This window comes from Streptomyces sp. 15-116A (genome assembly GCF_025290915.1).
Taxonomy (GTDB): domain Bacteria; phylum Actinomycetota; class Actinomycetes; order Streptomycetales; family Streptomycetaceae; genus Streptomyces.
The window spans coordinates 1-25,819 of sequence record NZ_JAOCQE010000070.1 but is presented as its reverse complement, the minus strand read 5'-3'; the positions used below and the strand labels follow the sequence as shown (position 1 = coordinate 25,819).

The 25,819-nt window shown below is 70.5% G+C and carries 29 protein-coding genes and 1 pseudogene; 13 read left to right on the top strand and 17 right to left on the bottom strand.

Going from position 1 to position 25,819, the window contains the following annotated elements; genetic code table 11:
• Positions 1–360, bottom strand: a pseudogene (locus N4P33_RS14610) (hypothetical protein); the annotation flags it as partial.
• A 240-nt stretch (positions 361–600) separates the two neighbouring features.
• Between N4P33_RS14610 and gcl the strand changes: the two are divergent.
• On the top strand, positions 601–2,385 hold the full coding sequence (gene gcl, locus N4P33_RS14605; protein ID WP_260826945.1) for a glyoxylate carboligase: 1,785 nt from the start codon (positions 601–603) through the stop codon (positions 2,383–2,385).
• A gap of 212 nt (positions 2,386–2,597) precedes the next feature.
• On the opposite strand, the gene N4P33_RS14600 is transcribed toward gcl, so the two are convergent.
• The 4 genes from N4P33_RS14600 to N4P33_RS14585 all read right to left on the bottom strand — a co-directional run bounded on the left by N4P33_RS14600 (position 2,598) and on the right by N4P33_RS14585 (position 6,719).
• Positions 2,598–2,834, bottom strand: coding sequence for a hypothetical protein (locus N4P33_RS14600; protein ID WP_260826944.1), 237 nt, complete (start codon positions 2,832–2,834; stop codon positions 2,598–2,600).
• A gap of 418 nt (positions 2,835–3,252) precedes the next feature.
• On the bottom strand, positions 3,253–4,716 hold the full coding sequence (locus tag N4P33_RS14595) for a catalase (protein ID WP_260826943.1): 1,464 nt from the start codon (positions 4,714–4,716) through the stop codon (positions 3,253–3,255).
• Between the two features lie 188 nt (positions 4,717–4,904).
• Complete coding sequence (locus tag N4P33_RS14590) at positions 4,905–5,798, bottom strand: 2-hydroxy-3-oxopropionate reductase (RefSeq protein WP_260826942.1); 894 nt, start codon at positions 5,796–5,798, stop codon at positions 4,905–4,907.
• An 81-nt stretch (positions 5,799–5,879) separates the two neighbouring features.
• Entirely contained in the window at positions 5,880–6,719 is an 840-nt protein-coding gene (locus tag N4P33_RS14585) for a TIM barrel protein (protein ID WP_260826940.1), read from the bottom strand.
• Positions 6,720–6,856: 137 nt separating this feature from the next.
• On the opposite strand from N4P33_RS14585, the gene N4P33_RS14580 reads away from it, so the two are divergent.
• The 7 genes from N4P33_RS14580 (at position 6,857) to N4P33_RS14550 (ending at position 12,653) form a co-directional block, all read left to right on the top strand.
• On the top strand, positions 6,857–7,108 hold the full coding sequence (locus N4P33_RS14580) for a hypothetical protein (protein WP_260826938.1): 252 nt from the start codon (positions 6,857–6,859) through the stop codon (positions 7,106–7,108).
• The gene (locus N4P33_RS14575) at positions 7,105–7,473 is read left to right on the top strand and encodes a helix-turn-helix domain-containing protein (RefSeq protein ID WP_260826936.1); all 369 of its coding nucleotides are present in this window, start codon (positions 7,105–7,107) and stop codon (positions 7,471–7,473) included. Before N4P33_RS14580 ends, N4P33_RS14575 begins: the two co-directional genes overlap by 4 nt.
• A gap of 200 nt (positions 7,474–7,673) precedes the next feature.
• Positions 7,674–8,183, top strand: coding sequence for a 2-oxo-4-hydroxy-4-carboxy-5-ureidoimidazoline decarboxylase (gene uraD / locus N4P33_RS14570; RefSeq protein WP_260826935.1), 510 nt, complete (start codon positions 7,674–7,676; stop codon positions 8,181–8,183).
• Positions 8,184–8,190: 7 nt separating this feature from the next.
• The gene (gene uraH, locus N4P33_RS14565; RefSeq protein WP_260826933.1) at positions 8,191–8,586 is read left to right on the top strand and encodes a hydroxyisourate hydrolase; all 396 of its coding nucleotides are present in this window, start codon (positions 8,191–8,193) and stop codon (positions 8,584–8,586) included.
• A 4-nt stretch (positions 8,587–8,590) separates the two neighbouring features.
• Positions 8,591–9,514: a factor-independent urate hydroxylase gene (gene pucL / locus N4P33_RS14560; protein WP_260826931.1), complete on the top strand. Its 924-nt coding sequence runs from the start codon at positions 8,591–8,593 to the stop codon at positions 9,512–9,514.
• Positions 9,515–9,641: 127 nt separating this feature from the next.
• Positions 9,642–11,021, top strand: a complete 1,380-nt coding sequence (locus N4P33_RS14555) for an 8-oxoguanine deaminase (RefSeq protein WP_260826929.1) — start codon at positions 9,642–9,644, stop codon at positions 11,019–11,021.
• A 246-nt stretch (positions 11,022–11,267) separates the two neighbouring features.
• Positions 11,268–12,653, top strand: coding sequence for a nucleobase:cation symporter-2 family protein (locus tag N4P33_RS14550; RefSeq protein ID WP_260826927.1), 1,386 nt, complete (start codon positions 11,268–11,270; stop codon positions 12,651–12,653).
• On the opposite strand, the gene N4P33_RS14545 is transcribed toward N4P33_RS14550, so the two are convergent.
• From N4P33_RS14545 to N4P33_RS14525, 5 genes are all read right to left on the bottom strand, one after another.
• On the bottom strand, positions 12,622–13,227 hold the full coding sequence (locus N4P33_RS14545) for a 3'-5' exoribonuclease domain-containing protein (protein ID WP_260826925.1): 606 nt from the start codon (positions 13,225–13,227) through the stop codon (positions 12,622–12,624). The genes N4P33_RS14550 and N4P33_RS14545 overlap by 32 nt on opposite strands.
• Positions 13,228–13,313: 86 nt before the next feature.
• Positions 13,314–13,736, bottom strand: a complete 423-nt coding sequence (locus N4P33_RS14540; RefSeq protein WP_260826924.1) for a thioesterase family protein — start codon at positions 13,734–13,736, stop codon at positions 13,314–13,316.
• 74 nt (positions 13,737–13,810) lie between these two features.
• A complete protein-coding gene (locus N4P33_RS14535; RefSeq protein ID WP_260826922.1) occupies positions 13,811–14,443 on the bottom strand; it encodes a hypothetical protein in 633 nt (210 codons plus the stop codon).
• On the bottom strand, positions 14,440–14,643 hold the full coding sequence (locus N4P33_RS14530; protein WP_260826951.1) for a DUF397 domain-containing protein: 204 nt from the start codon (positions 14,641–14,643) through the stop codon (positions 14,440–14,442). The genes N4P33_RS14535 and N4P33_RS14530 overlap by 4 nt, the downstream gene beginning before the upstream one ends.
• The gene (locus N4P33_RS14525; RefSeq protein WP_260826920.1) at positions 14,643–15,470 is read right to left on the bottom strand and encodes a helix-turn-helix transcriptional regulator; all 828 of its coding nucleotides are present in this window, start codon (positions 15,468–15,470) and stop codon (positions 14,643–14,645) included. The genes N4P33_RS14530 and N4P33_RS14525 overlap by 1 nt, the downstream gene beginning before the upstream one ends.
• Positions 15,471–15,618: 148 nt before the next feature.
• On the opposite strand from N4P33_RS14525, the gene N4P33_RS14520 reads away from it, so the two are divergent.
• On the top strand, positions 15,619–16,065 hold the full coding sequence (locus N4P33_RS14520; RefSeq protein WP_260826918.1) for an ATP-binding protein: 447 nt from the start codon (positions 15,619–15,621) through the stop codon (positions 16,063–16,065).
• A gap of 431 nt (positions 16,066–16,496) precedes the next feature.
• Positions 16,497–16,898 carry a hypothetical protein gene (locus N4P33_RS14515; protein WP_260826916.1) on the top strand — a complete coding sequence of 134 codons (402 nt, stop codon included), beginning with the start codon at positions 16,497–16,499 and terminating at the stop codon, positions 16,896–16,898.
• Positions 16,899–16,935: 37 nt separating this feature from the next.
• On the opposite strand, the gene N4P33_RS14510 is transcribed toward N4P33_RS14515, so the two are convergent.
• Complete coding sequence (locus N4P33_RS14510) at positions 16,936–17,511, bottom strand: PH domain-containing protein (protein WP_260826915.1); 576 nt, start codon at positions 17,509–17,511, stop codon at positions 16,936–16,938.
• 88 nt (positions 17,512–17,599) lie between these two features.
• Between N4P33_RS14510 and N4P33_RS14505 the strand changes: the two genes are divergently transcribed.
• Positions 17,600–17,986, top strand: coding sequence for a hypothetical protein (locus N4P33_RS14505; protein ID WP_399029449.1), 387 nt, complete (start codon positions 17,600–17,602; stop codon positions 17,984–17,986).
• A 207-nt stretch (positions 17,987–18,193) separates the two neighbouring features.
• Here the strand turns inward: N4P33_RS14505 and N4P33_RS14500 are convergent, their stop codons facing one another.
• Positions 18,194–19,402 carry a pyridoxal phosphate-dependent aminotransferase gene (locus N4P33_RS14500; RefSeq protein ID WP_260826914.1) on the bottom strand — a complete coding sequence of 403 codons (1,209 nt, stop codon included), beginning with the start codon at positions 19,400–19,402 and terminating at the stop codon, positions 18,194–18,196.
• Positions 19,403–19,489: 87 nt separating this feature from the next.
• Here N4P33_RS14500 and N4P33_RS14495 point away from each other — a divergent pair, with 87 nt between their 5' ends.
• Positions 19,490–20,134: a winged helix-turn-helix transcriptional regulator gene (locus N4P33_RS14495; protein WP_260826913.1), complete on the top strand. Its 645-nt coding sequence runs from the start codon at positions 19,490–19,492 to the stop codon at positions 20,132–20,134.
• Here the strand turns inward: N4P33_RS14495 and N4P33_RS14490 are convergent.
• Complete coding sequence (locus N4P33_RS14490) at positions 20,120–21,625, bottom strand: IucA/IucC family protein (RefSeq protein WP_260826911.1); 1,506 nt, start codon at positions 21,623–21,625, stop codon at positions 20,120–20,122. The two genes, N4P33_RS14495 and N4P33_RS14490, sit on opposite strands and share 15 nt — an antisense overlap.
• A gap of 132 nt (positions 21,626–21,757) precedes the next feature.
• Here N4P33_RS14490 and N4P33_RS14485 point away from each other — a divergent pair, with 132 nt between their 5' ends.
• Positions 21,758–23,344: an IucA/IucC family siderophore biosynthesis protein gene (locus tag N4P33_RS14485; protein WP_260826910.1), complete on the top strand. Its 1,587-nt coding sequence runs from the start codon at positions 21,758–21,760 to the stop codon at positions 23,342–23,344.
• Here the strand turns inward: N4P33_RS14485 and N4P33_RS14480 are convergent.
• From N4P33_RS14480 to N4P33_RS14465, 4 genes are all read right to left on the bottom strand, one after another.
• Positions 23,313–23,588 (bottom strand): DUF3140 domain-containing protein, encoded by a 276-nt coding sequence (locus N4P33_RS14480; RefSeq protein ID WP_260826947.1) that lies wholly within the window; start codon positions 23,586–23,588, stop codon positions 23,313–23,315. The genes N4P33_RS14485 and N4P33_RS14480 overlap by 32 nt on opposite strands.
• Positions 23,589–23,659: 71 nt before the next feature.
• Entirely contained in the window at positions 23,660–23,902 is a 243-nt protein-coding gene (locus N4P33_RS14475) for a DUF2945 domain-containing protein (RefSeq protein WP_260826908.1), read from the bottom strand.
• Positions 23,903–24,061: 159 nt separating this feature from the next.
• Positions 24,062–24,754, bottom strand: coding sequence for a DUF4397 domain-containing protein (locus N4P33_RS14470; protein ID WP_399029446.1), 693 nt, complete (start codon positions 24,752–24,754; stop codon positions 24,062–24,064).
• Between the two features lie 93 nt (positions 24,755–24,847).
• Positions 24,848–25,573, bottom strand: coding sequence for an RNA polymerase sigma factor (locus N4P33_RS14465; RefSeq protein ID WP_260826906.1), 726 nt, complete (start codon positions 25,571–25,573; stop codon positions 24,848–24,850).
• Positions 25,574–25,819 lie beyond the last annotated feature (246 nt).

Genomic DNA, 25,819 nt, shown 5'->3' with positions numbered 1-25,819 from the left:
CCGGCCGTAGCCGAGCCGGTGGAGGTGGAGCACGACGGCCGTGACCGCGTCGCGCGCGGTGCGGATCGTCACGGAGGGCGGCGCCGGCCGCTCCGGAGCGCCGGACGCCACCGGGATGCGCAGAACCGTGCCGCAGGGGCATCCCAGCTCCGGCCGGGGCCACTGCCCCCGGCGCCCGCAGTGCCCGCAGCGCACGGTGACCCAGTCCTCCTGCCAGACGCGGTGCGCGACCGGCGTCACCACGCCGTCCCCGTCCAGCGGCGCGGCGACCGGAGTGCCGCAGGCGCAGGGGTACGACGGTGCCGTGTAGCGGTGCGCGCGCCGGCACGTCGGACAGCGCACCGACAGGCTCTCGGGCATGGCCCACTCCCGGACGTCTCTCACCTCAGGGCAGCGCCCATCGTCCTCCACCGGCCCCGTGCCTGTCCGGCGCTTGGTCCCTCTCTTGACGGCCTTCGGCCCTCCCACCTACATTCATTCCAGATCGTAGAAGTTAATTTCCGCTATACGGAAAAAGTCAAAGACAGTCAGTTCACGGAAGAGAGCTCACCGCGGGGCGCGACGGGAGTGCGAATCCGATGGCCGAAGCAGGAGTACTCGATGGCTCGAATGACCGCTGCCCGCGCGGCAGTTGAGATCCTCAAGCGCGAGGGCGTCACCGACGCGTTCGGTGTCCCCGGCGCGGCGATCAACCCGTTCTACGCGGCGCTCAAGGCCTCCGGCGGGATCACCCACACCCTCGCCCGCCATGTGGAGGGCGCCTCGCACATGGCCGAGGGCTACACCCGGACGCACCCCGGCAACATCGGTGTCTGCATCGGCACCTCGGGACCCGCCGGCACCGACATGATCACCGGCCTGTACTCGGCGATCGGCGACTCCATCCCGATCCTGTGCATCACCGGCCAGGCCCCGACCGCGGTGATCCACAAAGAGGACTTCCAGGCCGTCGACATCGCCTCGATCGCCAAGCCGGTCACCAAGATGGCGGTGACCGTCCTGGAGGCCGCGCAGGTCCCCGGCGTCTTCCAGCAGGCCTTCCACCTCATGCGCTCCGGCCGGCCCGGCCCCGTCCTGATCGACCTGCCGATCGACGTCCAGATGACGGAGATCGAGTTCGACCCCGAGACGTACGAGCCGCTGCCGGTCTACAAGCCCGCCGCGACCCGCGCGCAGATCGAGAAGGCGATCGGCATGCTGAACGCCGCCGAGCGCCCCCTGATCGTCGCGGGCGGCGGCGTCATCAACGCCGACGCGGCCGAGCTGCTGGTGGAGTTCGCCGAGCTGACGGGCACTCCGGTCGTGCCGACCCTGATGGGCTGGGGCCTCCTGCCCGACGACCACGAGCTGAACGCCGGCATGGTCGGCCTGCAGACCTCGCACCGCTACGGCAACGCGACGTTCCTGGAGTCCGACTTCGTCCTCGGCATCGGCAACCGCTGGGCCAACCGCCACACCGGCAAGCTGGACGTCTACACGGCCGGCCGGACGTTCGTCCACGTCGACGTCGAGCCCACCCAGATCGGCAAGATCTTCGCCCCGGACTACGGCATCGCCTCCGACGCGAAGGCCGCGCTGGAGCTGTTCGTCGAGGTGGCGAAGGAGCTGAAGGCCGCAGGGAAGCTGCCCGACCGCTCCGCGTGGGCCGCCTCCGCGCAGGAGAGGAAGGCCACGCTCCAGCGCCGTACGCACTTCGACGACATCCCGATCAAGCCGCAGCGCGTCTACGAGGAGATGAACAAGGCCTTCGGCCCGGAGACCCGGTACGTCTCCACCATCGGCCTCTCGCAGATCGCCGGCGCGCAGATGCTGCACGTCTACCGGCCGCGCCACTGGATCAACTGCGGCCAGGCGGGCCCGCTCGGCTGGACCGTCCCGGCCGCGCTCGGTGTCGCCAAGGCCGACCCTCAGGCGCAGGTCGTCGCGCTCTCCGGTGACTACGACTTCCAGTTCATGATCGAGGAACTGGCCGTCGGCGCCCAGCACAAGATCCCCTACGTCCACGTCCTGGTGAACAACTCCTACCTGGGCCTGATCCGCCAGGCGCAGCGGGCGTTCGACATCGACTTCCAGGTCAAGCTGGAGTTCGAGAACATCAACTCGCCCGAGCTGGGCGTCTACGGCGTCGACCACGTCAAGGTCGCCGAGGGCCTCGGCTGCAAGGCGATCCGCGTGACCGACCCCTGTGAGCTGGGCACGGCCCTGGAGCAGGCCAAGAAGCTCGCCGCGGAGTACCGGGTCCCGGTGGTCGTCGAGGCGATCCTGGAGCGCGTCACCAACATCTCCATGTCCGGCACGAACGACATCTCCAACGTCATCGAGTTCGAGGAGCTGGCGACGGAGCCGGGGCACGCGCCGACCGCGATCAAGCCCCTGAAGGGCTGACACGCCGGCGCACCACGACGAGAGGGGCGGTCCCATCCGGGACCGCCCCTCTCGGCATGCCGTGTGCACACGGAGCCCGCCGCCCCCGTGTCGGCGGGTTCCGTGTGCGGGAAGTCTGCCCGGTGCCGGGGGCGGCCGAAGCCTCGCCGTACCGGTTCAGAGCTTGATTTGAGGATGCCGTAGGCGGGCTACGACCGCTGCGGTACGTGGGTTCATGCCTCGTGGTGCTCGGACAGGCCCGGCCAGTCGTCGGGGCCGCCGCCCTGCCACTCGATGAAGTCGGTGTGCTCGATGTCGGTGACGTACAGATCGGCCAGCCGGAGGATCTCGCTCACGTCGTCGGCGTGCGTGGCGATCCCCAGTGTCTCGTCGTCCGTGGTGACCCGCCGGGAGCCGTCCAGGGCCGGGGGATGCACCACGATGTGCGGATGCTCCGTCGGATGTGCCATGCCACCAGGCTGCTGCGCACCGCGCCGTTCCGCACCCCGGACACCGCGCGTGGACAACGGAAAGCGCCCCGGATGCGGGACCGTCCGCGTCCGGGGCGCTTTCCGCCCGGTGAGGCTGTGAGGGTTTTGTTGAAGCCGTCCGGCGGTGCGAGGCTGGGCGCGACAGTACGTTCGCGCCGCCGGACGGGGTCTGGGGGAAGGGATCGGGACCGCGGCGGGTGCGATGGCGCCGGGGGCTCCTCCCCTCAGGTCGAAGGAAGAGACTCCGGGCCTGCACCACCGCACTGGCTCGCACGCCGCCGCGGTCCTCGCCCTGCCCGCCGTACCGGTCGACCACCCCTCATCCGGGTCGCCGGTACGGCGGGTCGTCGCGTCCGGTGCCCGGCCTCCCCGCCGGGCCCCGGACGCAGCCTGTGGGTCAGTCCTCGCGCAGGGCGCGGACCGCCTCCTCCACGCGCGTGCCGTACTCCGGGTCGGCGGCGTGGAAGTGGGCCAGGTTCTTCTCGATCACGTCGTCGCGGCTGACCTGGGACAGGCCGCCGGCGATGTTGGCGATCAGGCGGGACTTCTCCTCGGCGGACATCAGGCGGTACAGCTCACCGGCCTGGAAGAAGTCGTCGTCCTTGGTGTGCTGCGGCGCCTCGTGCGTGCCGGTGTGCCCGGACACGGCGAGCGGCGCCGACAGCGGGCGGCCGGTCTCGACGGGGCCGTCGTAGGAGTTCGGCTCGTAGTTCTTGGCGTACCGGCCCTGGGAGTTGGACGCCATGAACCCGTCTCGCCCGTAGTTGTGCGCGCCGCCCGGCACGGCCTTGGGGGCGTTCACCGCGAGCTGGGTGTGGTTGACACCCAGGCGGTAGCGGTGCGCGTCGGCGTAGGCGAACAGGCGGCCCTGGAGCATCTTGTCCGGCGACGGGCCGATGCCCGGCACGAAGTTGTTCGGGGAGAACGCGGCCTGCTCGACCTCGGCGAACACGTTGTCCGGGTTGCGGTCCAGCACCAGGCGGCCGACCCGCTGCAGCGGGTAGTCCTTGTGCGGCCACACCTTGGTCAGGTCGAACGGGTTGAAGCGGTAGTCCGCGGCATCCTCCGCCGGCATCAGCTGGACGTACAGCGTCCAGGACGGGTGCACCCCGCGCTCGATGGCCTGGAGCAGGTCCGTCTGGTGCGAGGTCGGGTCCTGGCCGGCGATCTCCGCGGCCTGCTCGCTGCTCAGGCAGCGGATGCCCTGGTTCGTCTTGAAGTGGTACTTGACGAAGAAGGCCTCGCCCTTGCTGTTCGTCCACTGGTAGGTGTGCGAGCCGTAGCCGTTCATGTGGCGGTACGACGCCGGGATGCCGCGGTCGCCCATCAGCCAGGTCACCTGGTGCGTGGCCTCGGGGGCGTGCGCCCAGAAGTCCCAGACGTTGTCCGGCTCCTGACGGCCCGTGAAGGGGTCGCGCTTCTGCGAGTGGATGAAGTCGGGGAACTTGATCGGGTCCTTGATGAAGAACACCGGGGTGTTGTTCCCGACGAGGTCGTAGTTGCCCTCACGGGTGTAGAACTTCACCGCGAAACCGCGCGGGTCGCGCACCGCGTCCGCACCGCCGAGCGAGTCGGCCACGGTGGAGAAGCGTACGAACACCTCGGTGCGCTTGCCGACCGTGTCCAGGAACTCGGCGTACGTGTAGTCGGTGACGTCGTCGGTGACCTCGAAGTGACCGTAGGCGCCGGAGCCGCGGGCGTGCACCACACGCTCCGGGATGCGCTCGCGGTTGAAGCGCGCGAGCTTCTCCAGCAAGTGCTGGTCCTGGAGCAGCAGCGGGCCGCCGATGCCGGCGGAGGCGGAATTCTGGTTGTCGGCGACCGGGGCGCCGGACTCGGTGGTGAGCACGCGCTTCGACATCGTGGACCTTCCATGCGAGGGGCAGCGGAAAGCTGTTTCCGCTTTGTGGAGCCTAGGTTCGGGACGATCGGGGCGTCAACAGTTTGTTGAACGGGTGAGCAGGGCTGGTTACCGGGCGGCGCCGGCGCCTTGGGCGCGACAGGACAGGTGTCAGCACCGGCGCCGCCCGGAGTTCAGGGGCGGCCGGGTCAGACCTGGGCGCCGGAGAGGCGCTCGACCGCGCGCAGCAGCGCGGAGTGGTCCAGGCCGCCGTCGCCCTGCGCACGCAGGCTCGCGACCAGCTGGGCCACCACGGAACCGACGGGCAGGGCCGCGCCGACGGTGCGGGCGGCGTCGGTGACGATGCCCATGTCCTTGTGGTGCAGGTCGATCCGGAAGCCGGGCTTGAAGTCGCGGTTCAGGAAGTTGTCCTTCTTCCGCGTCAGCACGGTGGAGCCCGCGAGACCGCCGTTGAGGACGTCCAGGGCGGCCTTGAGGTCCACGCCGGACTTCTCCAGGAAGACCACGGCCTCGGCGCACGCCTGGATGTTGACGGCGACGATCAGCTGGTTGGCGGCCTTCACGGTCTGACCGGAGCCGTGCGGGCCGCACAGCACGATGGTCTTGCCGAGCGCCTCGAAGATCGGCTTGGCCTCGTCGAAGTCGGCCTGCTCGCCGCCGACCATGATGGACAGCACGGCCTCGATGGCACCGGCCTCACCGCCGGACACGGGGGCGTCCAGGACCCGGATGCCCTTGTCCTTGGCGGCCTTGGCCAGGTCGATGGAGGTCTGCGGGGTGATCGAGGACATGTCGATCAGCAGCGCGCCGGACCTGGCGTTCTCCAGGATTCCGTCCGGGCCGTACGCGATGGCCTCGACCTGCGGGGAGGCCGGAACCATCGTGATGACGACGTCGGCGTCCCGCACGGCCTCGGCGATCGAGGAGGCGGCGGTACCGCCGGCGGCGGCCAGCCGGTCCAGCTTCTCCTTCTCCAGCGTGTACCCGCTGACCTGGTAACCGGCCTTGATCAGATTCTCGGACATGGGGGAGCCCATGATGCCGAGCCCGATCCACGCGATCTTGGGGAGAGTGTTGCTCATGATGGGGGTGCCTCTCTGAAACTGCTACGTCTGTGTCTGGGCGCCGGTCAGCGAAACTCGCCCGTCCGGCGTTCGGTGCCGTCAGCGAGCGGCGCGCGCTTCCACCGGCAGCCAGCCGAAGGCTTCCGCGCTCGGGCCGTCGCCCGGCTTGTACTCCAGGCCGACCCAGCCGTCGTAACCCGCCTTCTTGAGCTGGTCCAGCAGCTCCTCCAGCGGCAGCGAACCCGTGCCGGGGGCGCCGCGGCCGGGGTTGTCGGCGATCTGGACGTGGCCCGTCTTCGCGGTGTACCGCTCGATCACCGAGGGCAGGTCCTCGCCGTTCATGGACAGGTGGTACAGGTCCATGAGGAACCGCGCGTTGCCCAGCCCCGTCGCCGCGTTGACCTTGTCCACGACACCGACGGCGGCCGGCGCGGACACCAGCGGGTACAGCGGCGACTCGGGCTTGTTCAGCGCCTCGATCAGCAGGATCGCGCCGATCCGGTCGGCCGCCCGGGCGGCGAGGGTCAGGTCCTCCAGCGCGAGCGCGTCCTGCTCGGCCGGGTCCACCCCCTCGACCCGGTTGCCGTACAGCGCGTTGAGCGCCTTGCAGCCCAGCGACTGCGCGAAATCGGCGGCCACGTCGATGTTGGCGCGGAACCGCTCCGACTCCTCGCCGGGGACGGACAGGGCGCCGCGGTCCGGGCCCGGGAGCTGTCCGGCGTAGAAGTTCAGGCCGGTGAGCTGGACGCCCGCGTCCTCGATCGCCTTCTTCAGGGCGTCGAGCTCGGACTGCTCGGGGGTGGGCGAGTCGATCCAGGGCCACCACAGCTCGACCGCGGTGAAGCCGGCCGCGGCGGCGGCCGCGGGGCGCTCCAGGAGCGGGAGTTCCGTGAAGAGGATCGACAGGTTGACGTTGAAGCGCTGGTCTGCGAATCCCATCGGTCGCGGCGCTCCCTTCCGTGGTTGTGTTTCCGTATTACGGAAGTTCGTTTCTGCGTAATGGAAGATTGCCGCGCGGTCCTCCGCCTTGTCAAGAGGGGTCGGCGGGATGGGCCCCCGGGCGTTAGGTTGAGCGCGTGCGATTGAGAGTGGAGTTCACGACCGAGCCCTTCGACCTCGACGAGGCCCCCGCGCACGCGGTGGTGGCCCGTGAGGTCGTCGAGGGCGCCGAGCTGGACGCCGTGGACGTCGGCCCGTTCGGCAACACCGCGGAGGGCGGCGCCGACGCGGTGCTCACCGCCGTGGACGCGCTGCTGCGCCGCACCCTCGCGGCCGGCGCGACCCGGGTCTCCCTCCAGGTCAATGTGATCGGGGAGGGCGAGGGATGAGCGGCGCGGGCGACGAGCCGTTCATCGCGGCCGTCAAGCCGCTGGTCGACGCCATCGGCGGGCAGTTGATCCCGCCGGACGAGGCCGGCCTCGACGACGTGGTCCTCACCTGGGAGGGCGCCGACGTCGTCGCCGTGCGCCTGCCCCAGCTCGCGGACTCCCTCGATCACATCCTCGCCGCGCTGGAGCGCCGCAAGGGTATGCCGCTGGCCGATCTGGACCGCCGCGCGAAGCAGGAGATCGTACGCAGTCTGGAGGCGCGCGGCGCCTTCGCGGTGCGCCACGGAGTGGAGACCGTGGCGAGCGCGCTCGGCGTCAGCCGGTTCACCGTCTACAACTACCTCAACCGTGAAAAGGGTGTCTGACCAGCCCTTTCGTCGCATCCAAGGGGGCCGTCGCCCGGCGTGCGGGCGGCGGCCCGCGGTGTACCGGGCGCATCCTGGAAACCGGCCGGTGGCGGACTCGTATATGTTCCCCCGAATTTTCAACAAACTGTTGACGCGCTGGCCGTGACGGCGTTCACTATCGGCACGCCCGTTCAGCACACAAGGCCACGGAGGCTCCCGTGACGTCCACTTCCACGCCGCCGGGCCTGGCCCGCTTCAACGCCCTGGAGGAGCACGCGGCCTTCGCCGCCCTCCACGAGGCGTGTGCCTCCACGGCGTGGGCCCGGCGCCTGCTCGCCGCCCGCCCCTACGCCGCCCCCGAGGACCTCTACGCCGCCAGCGACGCCGCCATGGCCGACCTGACCACGGCCGACCTCGAGGAGGCGATGGCCGGGCACCCGCCCATCGGCCGCCCCAAGCCGGGCGACCCGACCTCCTCACGCGAGCAGGCCGGCATGGCCGGCGCCTCCGAGGAGCTCAAGGCGGAGATGCTGGAACTGAACCTGGCCTACCAGGAGAAGTTCGGCCATGTGTTCCTCATCTGCGCCACCGGCCGGACCGGCGAGCAGATGCGGGACGCCGTGAAGGAACGCATCGGCAACGCGCCGGAGCAGGAGCGCGAGATCGTCCGCACCGAACTGGGGAAGATCAACCGCATCCGCCTCGCCCGACTCGTCGAACAGGACTGACGCACGCATGAGCACCGAGACCACCGCTTCCGTGTCCACGCACATCCTGGACACCAGCGCCGGCCGCCCCGCCGAGGGCGTCGCCGTCCACCTCTCCGCCCGCAGCGGGCGCGAGGCGGACTGGCAGGCGCTCGGCGGCTCCGCGACCGACGCGGACGGGCGGTGCAAGGACCTCCCGGCGCTGCCGGAGGGCACCACCCACGTACGGCTCGACTTCGCCGTGGAGTCGTACTTCGAGAAGAAGCAAGCCGATGCGCAGCAGGACGCCCCCGCGAATCGGGACAGCGGTGCTGGTGTGTTCTTCCCGGAGGTGGCGATCACCTTCGCCGTGAACCCCGGCGAGCACTACCACGTACCGCTGCTGCTCAACCCGTTCGGCTACTCCGTTTACCGAGGGAGCTAGCTAGATGCCGACCATCCTGGGACAGAACCAGTACGGCAAGGCCGAGAACCGAGTCGTCAAGATCACGCGGGACGGCGCCACCCACCACATCAAGGACCTCAACGTCTCCGTCGCCCTGTCCGGCGACATGGAGGAGGTCCACTACTCCGGCTCCAACGCCAACTGCCTGCCGACCGACACCACCAAGAACACGGTGTACGCGTTCGCCAAGGAGTACGGGATCGAGTCCGCCGAGCAGTTCGGCATCCACCTCGCCCGCCACTTCGTCAGCAGCCAGGAGCCGATCCACCGGGCCCGCATCCGCATCGAGGAATACGCCTGGGAGCGGATCGAGACCTCCGACGCCAACAGCAAGTTCATCGGCGCCGACGAGGTCAAGCACTCCTTCGTCCGCAAGGGCCAGGAGATCCGCACCACCCAGATCACCTACGACGGTGAGCAGTGGGAGGTCGTCTCCGGCCTGAAGGACCTCGTCGTGATGAACTCGACCAACTCCGAGTTCTGGGGCTACGTCAAGGACAAATACACGACGCTCCAGGAGGCCTACGACCGCATTCTGGCCACCCAGGTCTCCGGCAAGTGGCGGTTCAACTGGACCGACGACGAGCAGAAGATGCCCAACTGGGAGAAGTCCTACGAGCAGGTGAAGAAGCACATGCTCCAGGCCTTCGCCGAGACGTACTCGCTGTCGCTGCAGCAGACGCTGTACCAGATGGGCGCGCGCATCATCAACAACCGCAGTGAGATCGACGAGGTCCGCTTCTCCCTCCCGAACAAGCACCACTTCCTGGTCGACCTGGAGCCGTTCGGGCTGAAGAACGACAACGAGGTGTACTACGCCGCCGACCGTCCCTACGGCCTCATCGAGGCCACCATCCTGCGGGACGGCTGCGAGGCACGGATCCCGGTGGACCTCACCAACCTCTGACGCCTCCCCCTTCGGCACCCGCGGCCGGGGAGACACGACGACACCTCCCCGGCCTCGGCACTCAAAACTCCTAGGGTCCTGCCGTGCCCTGCCCATCGAAGGAACAGCAGAGTCAAAGGGACGCATCATGGCAGCAGCCCAGCGCATCGTCATCGAGAACTGCGCGATCGCGACCGTCGACGCCAAGGACACCGAGTACGCCTCCGGCCATCTCGTCCTCGCCGGCAACCGCATCGAGTCCCTCGGCGCGGGCAGGGCACCGGACGGCCTGGAGAACGTCGTCCGCCGGATCGACGCCTCCGGGCACCTGGTGACCCCCGGCCTGGTCAACACCCACCACCACTTCTACCAGTGGATCACCCGGGGACTGGCCACCGACCACAACCTGTTCAACTGGCTCGTCGCGCTCTACCCCACCTGGGCGCGCATCGACGAGCCGATGGTCCACGCGGCGGCCCAGGGCTCGCTCGCCATGATGGCCCGCGGCGGCGTCACCACCGCCATGGACCACCACTACGTCTTCCCGCAGGGCTCCGGCGACCTCGCCGGCGCGATCATCCGCGCCGCCCGCGACATGGGCGTCCGCTTCACCCTCGCCCGCGGCTCCATGGACCGCGGCGAGAAGGACGGCGGCCTGCCCCCGGACTTCGCCGTCGAGACCCTCGAAGGCGCCCTGACGGCCACCGAGGAGACGGTCAAGCGGCACCACGACTCCTCCTTCGACGCGATGACCCAGATCGCCGTCGCCCCCTGCTCCCCCTTCTCCGTCTCCACCGAACTGCTCCGCCAGGGCGCCGAACTGGCCCGCCGGCTCGGCGTACGGCTGCACACCCACGGCTCGGAGACCGTGGAGGAGGAGAAGTTCTGCCACGAACTGTTCGGCATGGGCCCCACCGACTACTTCGAGTCCACCGGCTGGCTCGGCGAGGACGTGTGGATGGCGCACTGCGTCCACATGAACGACTCCGACATCGCCGCCTTCGCCCGTACGAAGACGGGTGTCGCCCACTGTCCTTCGTCCAACGCCCGTCTGGCCGCCGGTATCGCCCGCGTTCCCGACATGCTGGCGGCCGGTGTCCCCGTCGGCCTCGGCGTGGACGGCACCGCCTCCAACGAGTCCGGCGAACTGCACACCGAGCTGCGCAACGCCCTGCTGATCAACCGCCTCGGCGCCCACCGCGAGGCCGCGCTCAACGCCCGCCAGGCGCTGCGGCTCGGAACGTACGGCGGGGCCCAAGTCCTCGGCCGCGCGGGCCAGATCGGCTCACTGGAGCCCGGCAAGCTCGCCGACCTGGTGCTGTGGCGGATGGACACCCTCGCCCACGCCTCCATCGCCGACCCGGTCACCGCCCTCGTCCTCGGCGCGGCGGCCCCGGTCACCGCGTCCTTCGTCGACGGCCGGCAGATCGTCGAGAACGGCCGTCTGCTCACCGCCGACGAGGACACCATCGCCCGTACGACCCGTGCGGAAGCGCAGCGGCTCGCACGGATCGCCGCGCAGAACTGAAGATCCCGATGAGCTCCGGCCGGGAGGGACGGCTCCCGGCCGGTGACCGCGGACCCCACAGGTCCGCGGCGGCCGTCTCCGGAACGCGCGCTCCGCGAGCGCGCGTTCCGGAACGGTCACCCGCCGCACCCGGGACCCGATGTCCCGCCGGTGACGGCCCCGTCCCCCGGTCCCGCACGACCACCAGCACCACCTCCTTGACACCCACGTCAGAGCCGACGTGCCACCGACCGGAGGAGAGCCGCAGTGGCCGACCACCCCGTTGACGAAAAACTCCCGCCAGTCAAGATGGCGACAACCGGCCTGCAGCACGTGGCCGCCATGTACGCGGGAGTCGTCGCCCCGCCCCTGATCGTCGGAGCGGCGATAGGCCTGTCCGCCACCGACCTGACCTTCCTCACCGGCGCCTGCCTGTTCACCGCGGGCCTCGCCACCCTCCTGCAGACCCTCGGCATCTGGAAGATCGGTGCCCGGCTGCCCTTCGTCAACGGCGTCACCTTCGCCGGTGTCGCCCCCATGACCGCCGTCGTCGCCGCCACCCCCGACAAGGACGACGCCCTGCCGATCATCTTCGGCGCGGTCATCGTCGCCGGACTCCTCGGCTTCCTCGCCGCCCCCTTCTTCAGCAAGGCGGTCCGCTTCTTCCCGCCGGTCGTCACCGGCACGGTCATCACCCTGATCGGCATCTCGCTGCTCCCGGTCGCCTTCGGCTGGGCGCAGGGATCCAGCCCCGCCGCCGACGACTTCGGCTCGGCGACCAATCTCGGACTCGCCGCCCTGACGCTGGTCATCGTGCTGGTGCTGCGCCGCTTCACCCGCGGCTTCGTCAAGCAGATCGCCGTCCTGCTCGGCCTGGTCGCCGGCACACTGATCGCCATCCCGTTCGGCGTCACCGACTTCTCCCCGGTCGCCGAGGCGAGCATCGTCGGCTTCCCGACCCCGTTCCACTTCGGCGCCCCGCAGTTCCAGCTCGCGGCGATCGTCTCCCTGTGCGTGGTGATGGTGGTCTCGATGACCGAGTCCACCGCCGACATGCTGGCCCTTGGCGAGATCGTCGACCGCCCGGCCGACGAGAAGACCATCGCCGCCGGCCTGCGCGCCGACACCCTCGGCTCCGCCATCAGCCCGCTGTTCAACGGCTTCATGTGCAGCGCCTTCGCCCAGAACATCGGCCTGGTCGCGATGACGAAGATCCGCAGCCGCTACGTCGTGGCGACCGGCGGCGGCTTCCTGATCCTGATGGGCCTGTGCCCCATGGCCGCCTCCCTCATCGCCGTCGTACCGCGCCCGGTGCTCGGCGGCGCGGGCGTCGTCCTGTTCGGCTCGGTCGCCGCCAGCGGCATCCAGACCCTGGTCCGCGCCGGCCTGGAGAAGGACAACAACATCCTGATCGTCGCCGTGTCATTGGCCGTCGGCATCATCCCGATCAGCGCGCCCGAGTTCTACCACGCCTTCCCGGAGACGGCCCGCATCGTCCTCGACTCCGGCATCTCCACGGGCTGTGTGGTGGCGGTCCTGCTGAACTTCGTCTTCAACCACATCGGCAACGGCCGCCGCGACGCGGCCGACGTCGCCCACCCCATGGAGGCGGGCGAGGACCTCACGACGACGAAGGCCCCGGCCACGCCATGAGGTTGGCCAGCAGCTCGGCCTGCTCGATCGCGTCGTCCAGCGCATGGTGCGTATGCCGGCGCCGGGACAGCAGCTCGCGCGGCATCGTCCCCTTGGCCACCGCCCTCAGCGGCAGCCCCGCCCTGGTGGCGTAGAGGGTCTTCATGTCCAGGCACCCCGAGTGCCCGAAGGGACTCTCGCCGGTGAACCGGATCAGATACCAGTACAGGAAGGTCCAGTCGTACGACGCCGGATAGCCGCACATCACGGGCTGCGCCCGCTGCCCGGCGGCGCACTCCCGCACCCACGCGCTGAAGTCGCTCATCGCCCGGCCCGGCTCGGCACCCTCGGTGCCGAGCCGGTCGCGGTCCAGCCCGCTCACGGCGAGCGCCTCGGGCACGAAGTCCCCGCTGATCGGCCGCAGTTCCCGGTAGAAGGTCCGTTCCTCGGGATCCGCCGGGGTGAAACCCTGGGCGTCCTGCACCCCGGCGACGGCGGCACCGAGGCTCAGCATCGAGTACGGCCCCGGAATGGGCCCGTCGGCCTCGATGTCGACGGAGATGTACAGGCTGGGCTTGACGCGTCGTACGGCCATGGCACGGCAGGATGGCAGCGCCGCGGCCTGCTCCGCACGCGAATTACGGCCGCGGCACAGCCGAACGACCGTAGAAGCCGGCCGGTCTACAGCCCGAACAGGCTCGGGTCCTTGGCCAGTTCGCGGAAGGTGTCCTGCGGGCGGCCCACCAGCTTGCGCTCCTTGAGGTCCAGCAGCCCGCCGACCGCCGTGATCTCCGCGGCCACGGTGCCGTCCGTCTTCGCGATGGTCTGCTCGATGGTGAACGTCTTCCCGCCGCCCCAGGCGAACGCACAGCTGACGGTCACCTCGTCCCCGGCGAGCAGCTCCCGCCGGTACTTGATCGTCGTCTCCAGGGCAACCGGCCCCACGCCCGTCGAGACGAGCGCGGACTGGCTGATCCCGGCCTCTTGCAGCAGCGACCAGCGGGCGTGCTCCGCGTAGTTGAGATACACGGCCTGGTTCAGATGCCCCTGCACATCGGTCTCGTAGCCCCGGACGGTGACGGCTACGGAATACGGCTCGCTCACGCTGCCCCCTCGTAGTGATCTCGCTCGCGGTGATCGGCATTCGGCACTCTCGATCCTTACACGCGCATCCGTCCTCACGCCCGCCGGGGAGAGGCCAGCAGGTAGCGCCGCCGGGTCCGCGGCTCGGTGTACTCCCCGACCTGCCACCCCGCCCGCTCCAGCGTGCCCGCACAGGCCCGCCGCGCGGCATCGTCCGGCTCGTACACGGCGACGGCGTCCGGCTGCGGGGTGTCCGTGATGCGATACCCGCCCCCGTCCGGCCCCGAGGGCCGGTGCCCGCCCGCCTCCAGCGCGAGGGCCGCGGCCTGCACGAGATGCGTACGCTCCCAGCCGCACGGCCGGTCGGTCGCCCCGTCCGGATTGGTCATCCGCCGCAGCTCCAGCATCCCCTCCCAGGCACTGCGCACCTCGCGCTGCCGCGCGGGGCCGGCTTCCGGCGCGGGGTCCTCGCCGCCGACGCGGGCGGCGAAGACGCCGGGGGCGGCGGGTTCTGCGTGGCCGGGCTCAGACTCGGTCTCGGTCTCGGCGTCGCGGATGCGATGCCCCGCCGGTGTCAGGAAGTGATCGTGCGGCGGCCTCGGATGCCGGAAGGCAAGCCCCCGCTTCACCAGCGCGGCGAGCTGGGCGTCCGTGCCCTTCAGTCGTCCAGTGGCGGGATCGGCGGCCTCGATGAGACGTCGCTGCGCGGCGGTGGGGAGTCGGGTCATGGGCGCCGCTCGGAGGCGTGCGCGAGGAAGTCGGCCCAGTGCTCGAAGGAGAAGGCGAGCTGGGGGCCGGGTATGTGCTTCGAGTCGCGTACGTGGATGGTGTGGGGGGCGAAGGCGACCTCCACGCACTCCGGGCCGTCGTTCGTGCTGTAGCTGCTCTTGAACCACTCCAGCGCGTTGCCCGTCGGGTGGTGGGTCATCATGTCTCTCCCAGCACTTTCTCGATGAAGGCCAGCGACTCACGGGGCGTGAGGGCTTGGGCCCGGATGATGCCATAGCGGATCTCCAGGACCTGGATCTCCTTCGGGTCCGAGAGCAGTCGGCTGATCAGCTGGACCTCGATGTGTCCTACGGTGGCTCCCTCCTTCAGCCGCAGCAGTTGGAGCGCGCCCGCGAGCCCCGCGTGGTCCTCGCGTTCCGTGGGGAGCACCTGGATCTCCACGTTCCGCCGCCGACCGGCCTCCAACAGGCGTTCGAGCTGCTTGCGCATCACCATTCTGCCCCCGAGCGGGCGGCGCAGCGTCACCTCTTCCTGGACGAAGCTGAAGACAGGAGCGGACCGCTCGTCGAAGATCTGCTGACGTGCCAGTCGGGCCTCCACGAGCTCGTCCACCTGCTCCTCGGTGAACGGCGGCCGCCGCATGCCGTAGATGGCGCGGGCGTACTCCGGAGTCTGGAGCAAACCGTGCACGACGTGATTCGCGTAGGCGCAGACCTCGACGGCCTCGGCCTCCAGCTTGGCCAAGTCCCGGACCTTCTTGGGGAACCGGGCCCGCTCCACATCCTTCCTCAACCCGGCGATGAGGCCCTCGGCGTCAAGGACACGATCCGCGGCTTCGAGGAACTCCACCGTCGGCGCCCGGCGCCCCCGCTCGACGGAGGACACCTGCTCCTCGCTGTACCCGATGGCTCTGCCGAGCTCGGCCTGGGTCATGCCCACTCGCTCGCGGCACATCTTGATGACCCGGCCGACGGTCCTGAGAACAGCCGCCGACTCCTCGTCCGCGCCGTACGGCTCCACACTCATGTCCCCACACCTCCACGTGCCGAACTCCTCGCCCACGCCGCACGTCACGCGTCGCGGCCCGGACAGACCCGGACAGGACCCGGACGGTGACGTTGCGTACCGGCGTCGTCACTGTCCAGCGTAGAGTCGGCCGAGCATGCTGAGTGACATGAACGTCGACATCGCCAGCCCCGCCCGCCACTTCACGATCCGCCTCTCGGCCACGGCGAGGGGCGCACGCCTGGCCCGTCACCTCGCGGCGGAGCAACTCACGTCGTGGGGATGGCCGTACGACACGGATGGGAACCGCACGGCGTCGCTGCTGGTGGCGGAACTGGCGACGAACGCGATCCGCCACGGCCGGACACCGGGCCGGGACTTCCGTCTCCGCCTGACCCTGTTCCCAGAGCCCCCCACCCTCCGCATCGAACTCACCGACACCCGCCCAGACCACCGCCCCCCGACCTCCGGCACCCTCACCCCCGCCACCCCGGACCAGGAAACCGGCCGCGGCCTCCTCCTCATCGAGACCCTCTCCACCCACTGGGGAACAGCGGCCGGCGACCCGTACACAAAGACGGTGTGGTGCGAGGTGGCATTGCCCGCAGTGCCATGAGGGGAGGGCAGGCAGCCTCACGAACTCCTCGAAGGCGTTCGCTCCCGCTCCCTTCGGCGTGTACCGCATGTCCGCGGAACCCAGGACGATCTTCCCGTTCTGCACGACCCGGAACGGACACTGCAGATGAGCCATGACCACCTCGCCCCGGGCCCCCTCGAGTTCGACGACCCCCATGTCCACGGCTCTCCCGACGGAGCGAACCACCGTGCCGACCAGAACATGAGCGATCTCCTCCGCGAGGGGAGCGGCGGGCTCGGCCGGACCTGGTGCAGGGTTCGATGCGGCGGGCCGGGTCATGGCACTGCCTCGATCAAGGCCGGTGGCTCACGGGACGTGGGGCACGGGTCTCGGATCGTGCCACAGGAGCCCCGCGCTCGACCCTGCGCTCAGCGCGAGAGCCCGGACTTCCTGTACGGATGCTCTGCGGCATGATGACCGGCGTGAACACCGAGACACTGATAGGCGTCTGGCAGCGGCTTCTCGCCGACCCTCGCAAGTCGTGGGTGCTGTTCGAACACGGCACGTGTGTCGTGCTGACCGCTCCGGAAGGAGAGCTCGCTGAGCAGGCCACCGACCTCCTGAAGAAGTTCGGCCCGGTGCATGCCGGATCCCCGGCAGGAGACTTCGGGGTGATCGATCCCCAGGACGTCGAGGGCTGGGTCGTCACCGGCCATCACAACGACGTCCTCACCTACGTCGGCCCCGATGAGCCGCGGGATCAGTCGCAGATCGCTGTCGGCCTGCTCGGACGTTCCAAGCGCCACCGGGACGGCACCGAGCTCCACGTCGTCCACGTCGAGGACAAACGAGGCTCAGCGCAACCGGTGTGACTGATCGGGGAAGACGTCCGACCCGCACGGGCCCGACCTAGGCGTCAAGGACGATGCCAGTCGCCACCAGCGCGAGAAATAGGCCAGCTGCCAGCAGACCACCCCACACGCGCGCGGAGGATCGCGCCTGGGCGCGGACCCGAGCCCTGGACACGAAGGCCGCAGACGGGGGCGTCCAACTCTCGCCGCGGGACCGCTCCCAGAAGTCCTGGATGGTTCGCGCCTCGTGGCCGTGCGCCTGGACTCCTCCCAGCAGAGCGAACAGCCGCCCTTCGCTGTCGAGCAGCAACATCCTGGACGAAGCCGGATTGTCGTCAGCCTCGATACTCAACACATCGGACCACCTTGTGCGGCGGGTCCGGAACGGCTGCCGCACCGCGATGTGGTCCTGGTAGAGGATGGTCGCCGATCGCCAGAACGCGATGAGGGCGAGACACACCGTGGCCAGAACCATGACCATGACCGCGACGAAGGTCATAGGCACGTCGTCTTCCCTGAAGACCGGACGCGCCGCCGCAACACTCGGCCCCCCTAGGAACACGGTGATGAACACCAATTGCCTGAGCCGCAAACGGTACTTGTGGATGACCCGCCTGTCGGCTCGTGGATCCACGTGATCCTCCCCCCTGAGACCGGCGCCCGTACAGCCACGGTATCGCCAGGTCATACAACGCCCTGTAGGAGAAGGACGAGGTTTTCCCTTGCGATATGTGCGACTCGGCAAAGGCGCCGTCACCGTCCTCGTCGCCACCGCGGCCTGCCACACCCTCATGTCCGCCGGCTTCGCTTCGGCCCGCGACAGTGCGTCCGGAAGTGACGACGCATTCGCCGGCACCTTCGAGTTCCTGCTCACCATGGCCGCTTCCTGGGCTCTCATGCCGCTGCTGCTGTGGGCCGGCATGCGGGTGATGGGCGAGACCGGAAACGTCGCCATGGTGATCGTCGGTGGGCTGGCCTGGCTGGGATTGTCCGGGTACTGCATTGACGACATCGACCGCGCGGGCGGGCACATACCGGCCGCCGCCCTCGCCGCGTACATCCTTCTCGGGACAGGGCTGGCCGGGTCCGGCCCGGACCGACGCGGCTGAGCCCCGGGCCGTGTTCGCGCTCCGGGATATCGCCGGCCGCCCCGCGCGCGACGCTAGCCCATGAACTCCGGTGCCTCGTACGGCGTCCACCACGCCAGCAGCCCCAGACCCCAAGGGCGAGCACCGCCCAGGCGAGGGCCGCAGCCCTTGGCGTGGTCGGTCATGATCCTTTTGACGCCGAGGGCCGCAGTCGTGGTTGCCGGGGTTCTACTGGCGGTATCCGCTCAGGAACCGCCCGATCCGCCCGATCGCCGCCTCCAGATCCTCCGCGTGCGGCAGGGTGAGGATGCGGAAGTGGTCGGGGGTCGGCCAGTTGAAGCCCGTGCCCTGGACGACCTGGATCTTCTCGCGGAGCAGCAGGTCCAGGACGAACTTCTCGTCGTCGTGGATCTTGTGGACCTTGGGGTCGAGGCGCGGGAACGCGTACAGGGCGCCCTTCGGTTTGACGCAGGTCACGCCCGGGATCTCGTTCAGCTTCTCCCAGGCCACGTTCCGCTGTTCGTGCAGGCGGCCGCCCGGGGTGGTGAGGTCGCGGATGGACTGGCGGCCGCCGAGGGCCGCCTGGATGGCGTACTGGGCGGGCGCGTTGGCGCACAGGCGCATGGAGGCCAGCATGGTCAGGCCCTCCAGGTAGTCCCTCGCGTGCTGCTTCGGGCCGGTGATGACCAGCCAGCCCGAGCGGAAGCCGGCCACGCGGTAGGTCTTCGACAGGCCGCAGAAGGTGAGCACCACCAGGTCGGGGGCGAGGGCCGCGGCCGCGTGGTGGACGGCGGCGTCGTAGAGGATCTGGTCGTAGATCTCGTCGGCGAGGACCATCAGGCCGTGGCGGCGGGCCAGGTCGAGGATGCCCTCGACGATTTCCTTCGGGTACACCGCGCCCGTGGGGTTGTTCGGGTTGATGATGACGACCGCCTTCGTGCGGTCCGTGATCTTCGACTCCATGTCGGCCAGGTCCGGGTACCAGTCGGCCTGTTCGTCGCACAGGTAGTGGACCGCCTTGCCGCCGGCGAGAGTCGTCACCGCCGTCCAGAGAGGGAAGTCGGGGGCGGGGATGAGGATTTCGTCGCCGTCCTCCAGCAGGGCCTGTACGGCCATCGACACCAGCTCCGAGACGCCGTTGCCGAGGAACACGTCGTCGACGTCGACCTCCAGACCCAGGGTCTGGTAGCGCTGGGCGACGGCCCGGCGGGCGGAGAGGATGCCGCGGGAGTCGGTGTAGCCGTGCGCCTGCGGCAGCATCCGGATCATGTCCTGGAGGATCTCCTCCGGCGCCTCGAAGCCGAACAGCGCCGGATTGCCCGTGTTCAGGCGCAGCACGCTGTGCCCCGCCTCCTCCAGCGCGTTGGCGTGCTCGATCACCGGGCCGCGGATCTCGTAACAGACCTCGCTGAGCTTGCTCGACTGCCGGAACTCCATGCGCCGCTACCTCTCCGGTATCTGGTGTTGCTTGGTTTTACCAAGTAGGCGCTTGGAAAGTCCAACAAGTTGTCTAGACTGCGCCGCATGCCACCTCGCGCTCGCCGTAGTTACGACCAGTACTGCTCCGCCGCCCGCGCCCTCGACGCCGTCGGCGACCGCTGGACCCTGCTGATCGTCCGGGAGCTGCTGGCCGGCCCGCGGCGCTACACCGACCTCCACGCGGACCTCCCCGGCGTCAGCACGGACGTCCTCGCCTCGCGGCTGAAGGACATGGAGCGCGATGGGCTGGCGACGAGACGGCGTCTGCCGCCGCCCGGTGCGGCGTACGTGTACGAACTCACCGCGCGGGGACGTGAGTTGCTGCCTGTCCTCCAGGCGCTCGGGGCATGGGGACAGGCCGAGCTGGGGGAGCGGCGGCCCACCGACGCCGTACGCGCCCACTGGTTCGCCCTTCCCCTGCTGCGCGCGCTGGAGGGTGAGGGGCTGGTCGAAGTGCTCCTGGAGGAAGGGCAGTTCCATCTCCACGTCGGAGCCGAGCAGGGTCCCGTCTACGGCGACGGCCCGGCCCCCGGCGACCCCGACGCCCGTCTCGGTCTCGACACCGACACCTGCACGGCGATCAGCCGCGGCGAGCTCACCCTGGCCGACGCCGTACGCGCCGGGCGGGTGGAGGTCACCGGCGACGGAGCGCTCGCCAAGGCGCTGCGGGAGGGCTCAGAAATCCCGTAGCGGGTTGGGCAGTTCCGTCCACTGGTCGCCCGGGGTGTGAGGTGACAGGCGCATCAGAGTGAGGGCCTTGGTGGGGAGGGGACTGTCGAGCAGGGCGGTCAGGTCCGGCGTGCGGGGGAGGTCTCGTACGGCGGTGTCCAGGGCGGTGCGCAGGGCCCGAGCCGAGCCCGCCGTGCCGGCCAGGGCGCCCGCCACCAGGGAGCCGAACAGCTTGCGGCGCAGGGTCCGTTCGTCGTCCGTGAGCATGCGCGCGGGCAGGTCGGGGACAGCGATGCCGTGACGGGTCAGGCGGGCCGGGCTCACCCTGAGGTCGGCCAGATCGCGGTAGACGAACCTCAGCGGGTCACCGTCCGGGGACAGCACCACGAGAAGGTTCTGGCCGTGTGCCTCCAGGGCCACGCCCAGCTCCAGCAGCCGCAGCCCCACCGTGAGCGCGAGACGGGTGAAGTCCGTCAACCAAGCGGGGGAGAGAGGGAGTTCGGTCGTAGTCAAGGCCGCCACCGGGAGGACTCGTTCTCCCTCCGTCACGTACTCCCGCGGCGACTCGCGCAGGACGGCCGCGAGATCCGGGGTCCCCGCCGCCACCGCGCCCAGCGTGCGGGTGATGTCCAGCAGCCCGTCCGTGCGCGCCGCCACCAGCTCCCCGAACCGCGACAGCACCGCCGACGAGGCGATCGAGCCCAGCGAGATGTCCCGCACCGAGGAGGTCAGGCGGGCGGTCAGCGCGGTCTTGATGTGCGGGCCGCCGCCCGGCAGGGCGAGGGTGCGCAGCGCCATCAGCGGATGCGCGCTGACGTGTTCCTCACAGCGGCGCTTCAGCACATGCGCCGCCTGCCAGGGATGCACCGGGATCAGCATGCGGTCCCCGTCCCGCAGCCACTCGGGCCACGCCCCGCTCACCAGGCACTCCCCGGCGGGCACGGGCAGCAGTCCCAGCTCCACCGGTGAGCCGTGCTCGGGGCCGTGGGCCAGCTGCGCGGCCACCGAGAAGCCGGGCCGGGCACGGCAGTTGGGATGGAAGGGGTGCCCGTCGACCACCCGCTGCTCCCACGCCCAGTCCTCGGCCGGCCACTCCTTCGGGTGATGCGCCCCCGCCCGCGACAGCGCCAACGAGGCGACACTGTGGCCGAGTTCGGCCGCGAAGGCCGCCGCATGCGGTACGGCGAGATCCGTCATCAGCCGCGCCGGATCGTCGTACGCCACCTCGTCGAGCCGCACCACGGCCACGTAGGCGTCCGTCGCGTACGGGTCCGGGCGCGGCCCGTGCAGTCCCCGCCCGTCCGCCAGACGCAGCGTCAGCCCGGCACCGCCCGGGAGCGGCTCGCGGCGGGCGATCCACGGCAGCGGCTCGTACGCGAGTCCGCGCCACAGCCTGGTCAGCACGGCCGCGCGGGCGCCGGGCAGCTCCCGCGCGTACCGGGGCGAGAGCGCGGGCCGCACCGCGGCCAGCTCCTCGGCGACCTCGGTCTCGGCGGTGGGGGGACGGTGCACGGGCGGGCTCCTCGGGTACGTACAGGGCGGGACGTGACGGACTGGGCAGGGACGTGAGGGCGGTCGACGACAGACATACTGATCGTCTCCGCCCGGACAGACCGTAGGGAACCAGTGGATCGCGTGCACCTCATGCCCCCGCCCGCAGACGACGACACCGCGCCGGACGACGCCGCGCCGGACGACACCGTCGCCGGGCGCGCCGACGCCTACGCGGCCGTACCGCTGCTGAACTGTCTGCTGCGCGAGGTGGCCGAACCCCTGGAGGACGGGGACCGGCACCGCACCTACCGCCTGCCCGGCACAGGCCGCCTGCTGCGCGTACGCGGCACCCGGCGCCCCACCCGTCCCGAGGTGTACGCGGGCGGCACCTGGCACCGGATCGGCCATGTCGAGCTGGTGAAACTCGCCGCCGAGGAACTGCGCCGGCACACCGGCGTGTCCAACCACGAACTCCCCGGCGAGATGATCGACAGCCGGGACGCGGTCGCCGCCCTGCTCACCGCCCGCGCCCGCGCCACCCCGCCCGACGACCCCTATCTGCGCTCCGAGCAGAGCCTGCTCACCGGCCACACCCACCACCCGGCCCCCAAGGCGCGCGGCGGCGCACCCGCGGCCACCTGGCTGCCGTACGCGCCCGAGGCGCACGCCCGCTTCCCGCTGACGCTGCTCGCGCTCCGCGAGGACACCGTGGTCGAGGACGGCGACACCACCGCGCTCGACCGCCTCGGCACGGCCCCGCCCGGCTACCGTCTGCTGCCCGCCCACCCCTGGCAGCTGGAGCTGGCGGCGCGCGATCTCGCCCCGGCGTTCGCCGACGGCCGCCTCGTCCGGCTCGGGACGACCCCGGACCCGGTGTGGCCCACGGCCGCGATCCGCACCGTGTACGCGCCCGAACAGGATCTGTTCTGCAAGTTCAGCCTGGATGTGCGCATCACCAACGACATCCGGCGGCTGTGGCGCCACGACCTGCTCCGCCTGCGTGCCACGGACGACGCGGTACGCGACGCCTTCGCCGCGTTCGACGACTCGACGGCGGCCTGGCTCAGCGATCGCGGCCATCGCACCGCCGACTTCGCCTGCGAGCAGCTGGCCGTCGTCGTACGGGACGGACTGCGCGCCCATCTGCGGCCCGGCGCCACGCCGTATCTCGCCGCCGCGCTGGTGGAGGGCTTCGACGGCGACCCGCTCGCGGCGGCCGATGACCCGGACGTGTGGTGGGAGGCGTATCTGAAGGAGGTCGTGCCGCCGGTGCTGGCCGCCTTCGCCGGGCACGGGGTGGTCCTGGAGGCGCATCTGCAGAACACGCTGGTCGCCGTGGACGCGTCCGGCCTGCCCGTGCAGGTGCTGTTCCGGGACGCCGAGGGCGTGAAGCTGCTGCCGCACGCGGCCGGGGCGGCGCGGGTGCCCGAGGTGTCCCGGGAGGCCGGGTGGGAACGGCTGGTGTACTGCCTGGTCGTCAACCACCTCGCCGAGATCGCCGCCGCCCTTGCCGAGCTCCGCCCCGGCTTCGACCCATGGCCCGCCCTGCGCAATCAGCTGGCCCGGCACGCGCGCGACGTCCCCGAGGCCGCCGCCCTGCTCACCGCCCCCACCCTCCCCGGCAAGACCAACCTCCTGCTGCGCTGGACCGGCGCGGACGGCGCCGCCGCCCGGTACCGGCCGCTGCCCAACCCGCTGCGGGCGGCTACTTCAGGGGATCGTGGCCCCAGTTCATGAGGGAATGCCGCCATGTGGTGTCGGTGACGTCCCCGTCGGGGCGCTGTGCGAGATGCCGCCGTACGTAGCCGACGACCTTGCGCATATGAGCCAGGTCGTCGTCGCTCAGGTCGTCCTTCTTGGTGCGCAGCAACTGGACGATGCGCCGTCCGGAGGCGTGGCCGACGCTCTCGCCGCCGTCGCTCTGCCCGGCGTCGCGCGATGTGTCGGTACCGAGCCACTTCTCCAGCTCAGCGGCGGTCATGTTCACCGCCTCACCGAACGCCTTCCGGGTCTCGTCCCGGTCGTCGCCCGACCCCGGCCCCTTCGCCGCCGTCACGAACTCCCGCCCTTCCCGCCGGAGCGGCGGCGCAGCGCGTCCGGCTTGTGCACGGCCGAGCGGCCCGACTTGTCGCTCTCCACCTCGTACTGCGGGTCGTCCTTCGACGCGTCGACGGTGCGGCCGGCGGCCTGCGTACGCTCGGTGATCTTCTTCTTGACCTTGCCGGGCACGTCCTGCCCGTGGCTGCTCCACGAGACCTTGTCGCCCTTGCTCAAGGGCTCCTTCTTCCTCGCCACGATCTCCACTCCTTCTCGTCCGTCGCCCCATCGCCCCGTCGGACCCGTCGGACCCGTCGGACCCGTCGCCTCGGAAGCCCGCCACTCTTCCCTTTCAGGCTGTGGCAGGACCTCCGGGCGCGCATCCTCACCGGGCGGTGCGACGGCATCGCGCCGCGGCTAGCGGGTGAGGTCGATCGTCTGGGTCTTCAGTGCCAGGTTGTCGTCCTCGGCGCTGCCCCAGGCGTAGACGACGGTGCTGGTCGACTCCTTGAGGTTCAGGTCGGCCGGGCCGATGGCCACGGTGTCGGTACCGGCGAGGACGACATCGGCGGAGACCGTGCCGGCGTCCACCACGGTGGTGTCCTCCTTGGGGTTCTCCAGGCCCTTGAACACCGGCTGGCCGCCCGCCCGGACGTCCACGGCGGGTGCGGCGGCGACATGACGTACGGTCAGCCGTGACTGGCCGTCCTCGACCGGGGCGACGTCGTTGACGAAGGCCGTCAGCTGCGGCTCGCCCTGCGCCGAGAGGTGCGCGGCGATGGTGGCGTTCGCGCCCGCGGGTACCTCGATCTCCTTCTCCACGGCCGGGGTGCCGTCGGGTCCCTGGCCCGCTTCGAACAGCTGGATCTCGTAGGTGCCCGCCTTGAGCTCCTGCGGGTCGGTGATGGTGCCGGGCTCGAAGTCGCCGAGGAGTTCGTCACCGTTGGCGTAGACGTCGACCGTCAGGCCCGGGACACCGTGGAAGACGGACACCAGAGCCTGGTCGTCCCCGGTGGGGGAGGGCTGGGCGGCGGCGGGCGCGGTGACGCCGAGGGCGAGGGCGCAGGCACAGGCCGAGGCGGCGAGGGCGAGGGGGGTTCGGGAGGTCATGGTGCTCATCCCTTCGGAATGCGGTCCCCCGATGTGCGGGTGGGTAGGGCCTCCGTCGTGCGGGGAGGTGTCCTCCCTCGTGCGGAGACTTGTTCATGTTTCGCTCGGGGCCGCCGCGCCGGATGCGGACGGCGGGACCGTTTCGCGAGCGGGGCCGGTGGCGTCGCCGCGAGCGGGCCCGGTGACGGTGTCGTCGCCGGGGCCGGAGTCCCGGCCCTGTTCGACAGCGTGGCGCAGGCGGTGCAGGCCACGGCGGGCGTGACTCTTCACGGTGCCCAGGGGCATGCCGGTGCGTTCCGCGATCTGGACCTGGGTGAGGTCCTCGTAGAAGGCCAGGCAGAGCACCTGGCGCTGCTGCTGCGGCAGCCGAGACAGCTCGTCCACCAGGAGCACCCGGTCCAGGATGTCGTCCGGTGCGGCGCCCTCGGGCCGGGGCGGGTCGGCACTGTGCGCGGCCGAGTCGATCAGCGTCAGGCGTCTCGTCCGGGCCGCCAGCGCGTCGACGATCTTGCGCCGGGTGATGCCGACGAGCCAGGCACCCAGCGGTCCCCGCTCCGGGTGGAAACCGCCCCTGCCCCGCCACGCGCCGAGGAACACCTGCTGGGTCACGTCCTCGGCCTCGTGGGCGTCGCCGAGGGAGCGGATCGCCATGGTGTGGACGAGCGCGCCCCAGCGCCGGTAGATCGCCGCGAACGCCTGCTCGTCGGCGGCGCGCAGACCGCGCGCCAGTTCGTCCTCGTCGCGCGTCTCCGGCACCGGTATCGCCGTGGCGTTACGGCGCGGGGCGATCACGGTGGTTGGTGTCGTGCTGGTGCTCATGACGTGATTGCTCCTGCCGTACGTCCGGTTGCTCCTGCTTGCTCCTGCTGTGGCTCCGTTGTCCGTCAGTCTTGGACGCACAAACGACGCAAGACAACATGCGTCGTTTGTGCGTCGTACAGTGACGGCGTGAGCGAGAGCGACGCGACCCGAGACGGCAGGGAGGCCGGGCGGGCCGGTGGCCCGGGCGCCGGGCCTGACGCCGGGCGGGATGCCGGGCCGGGCGCCGGGCAGGATGCCGGTACG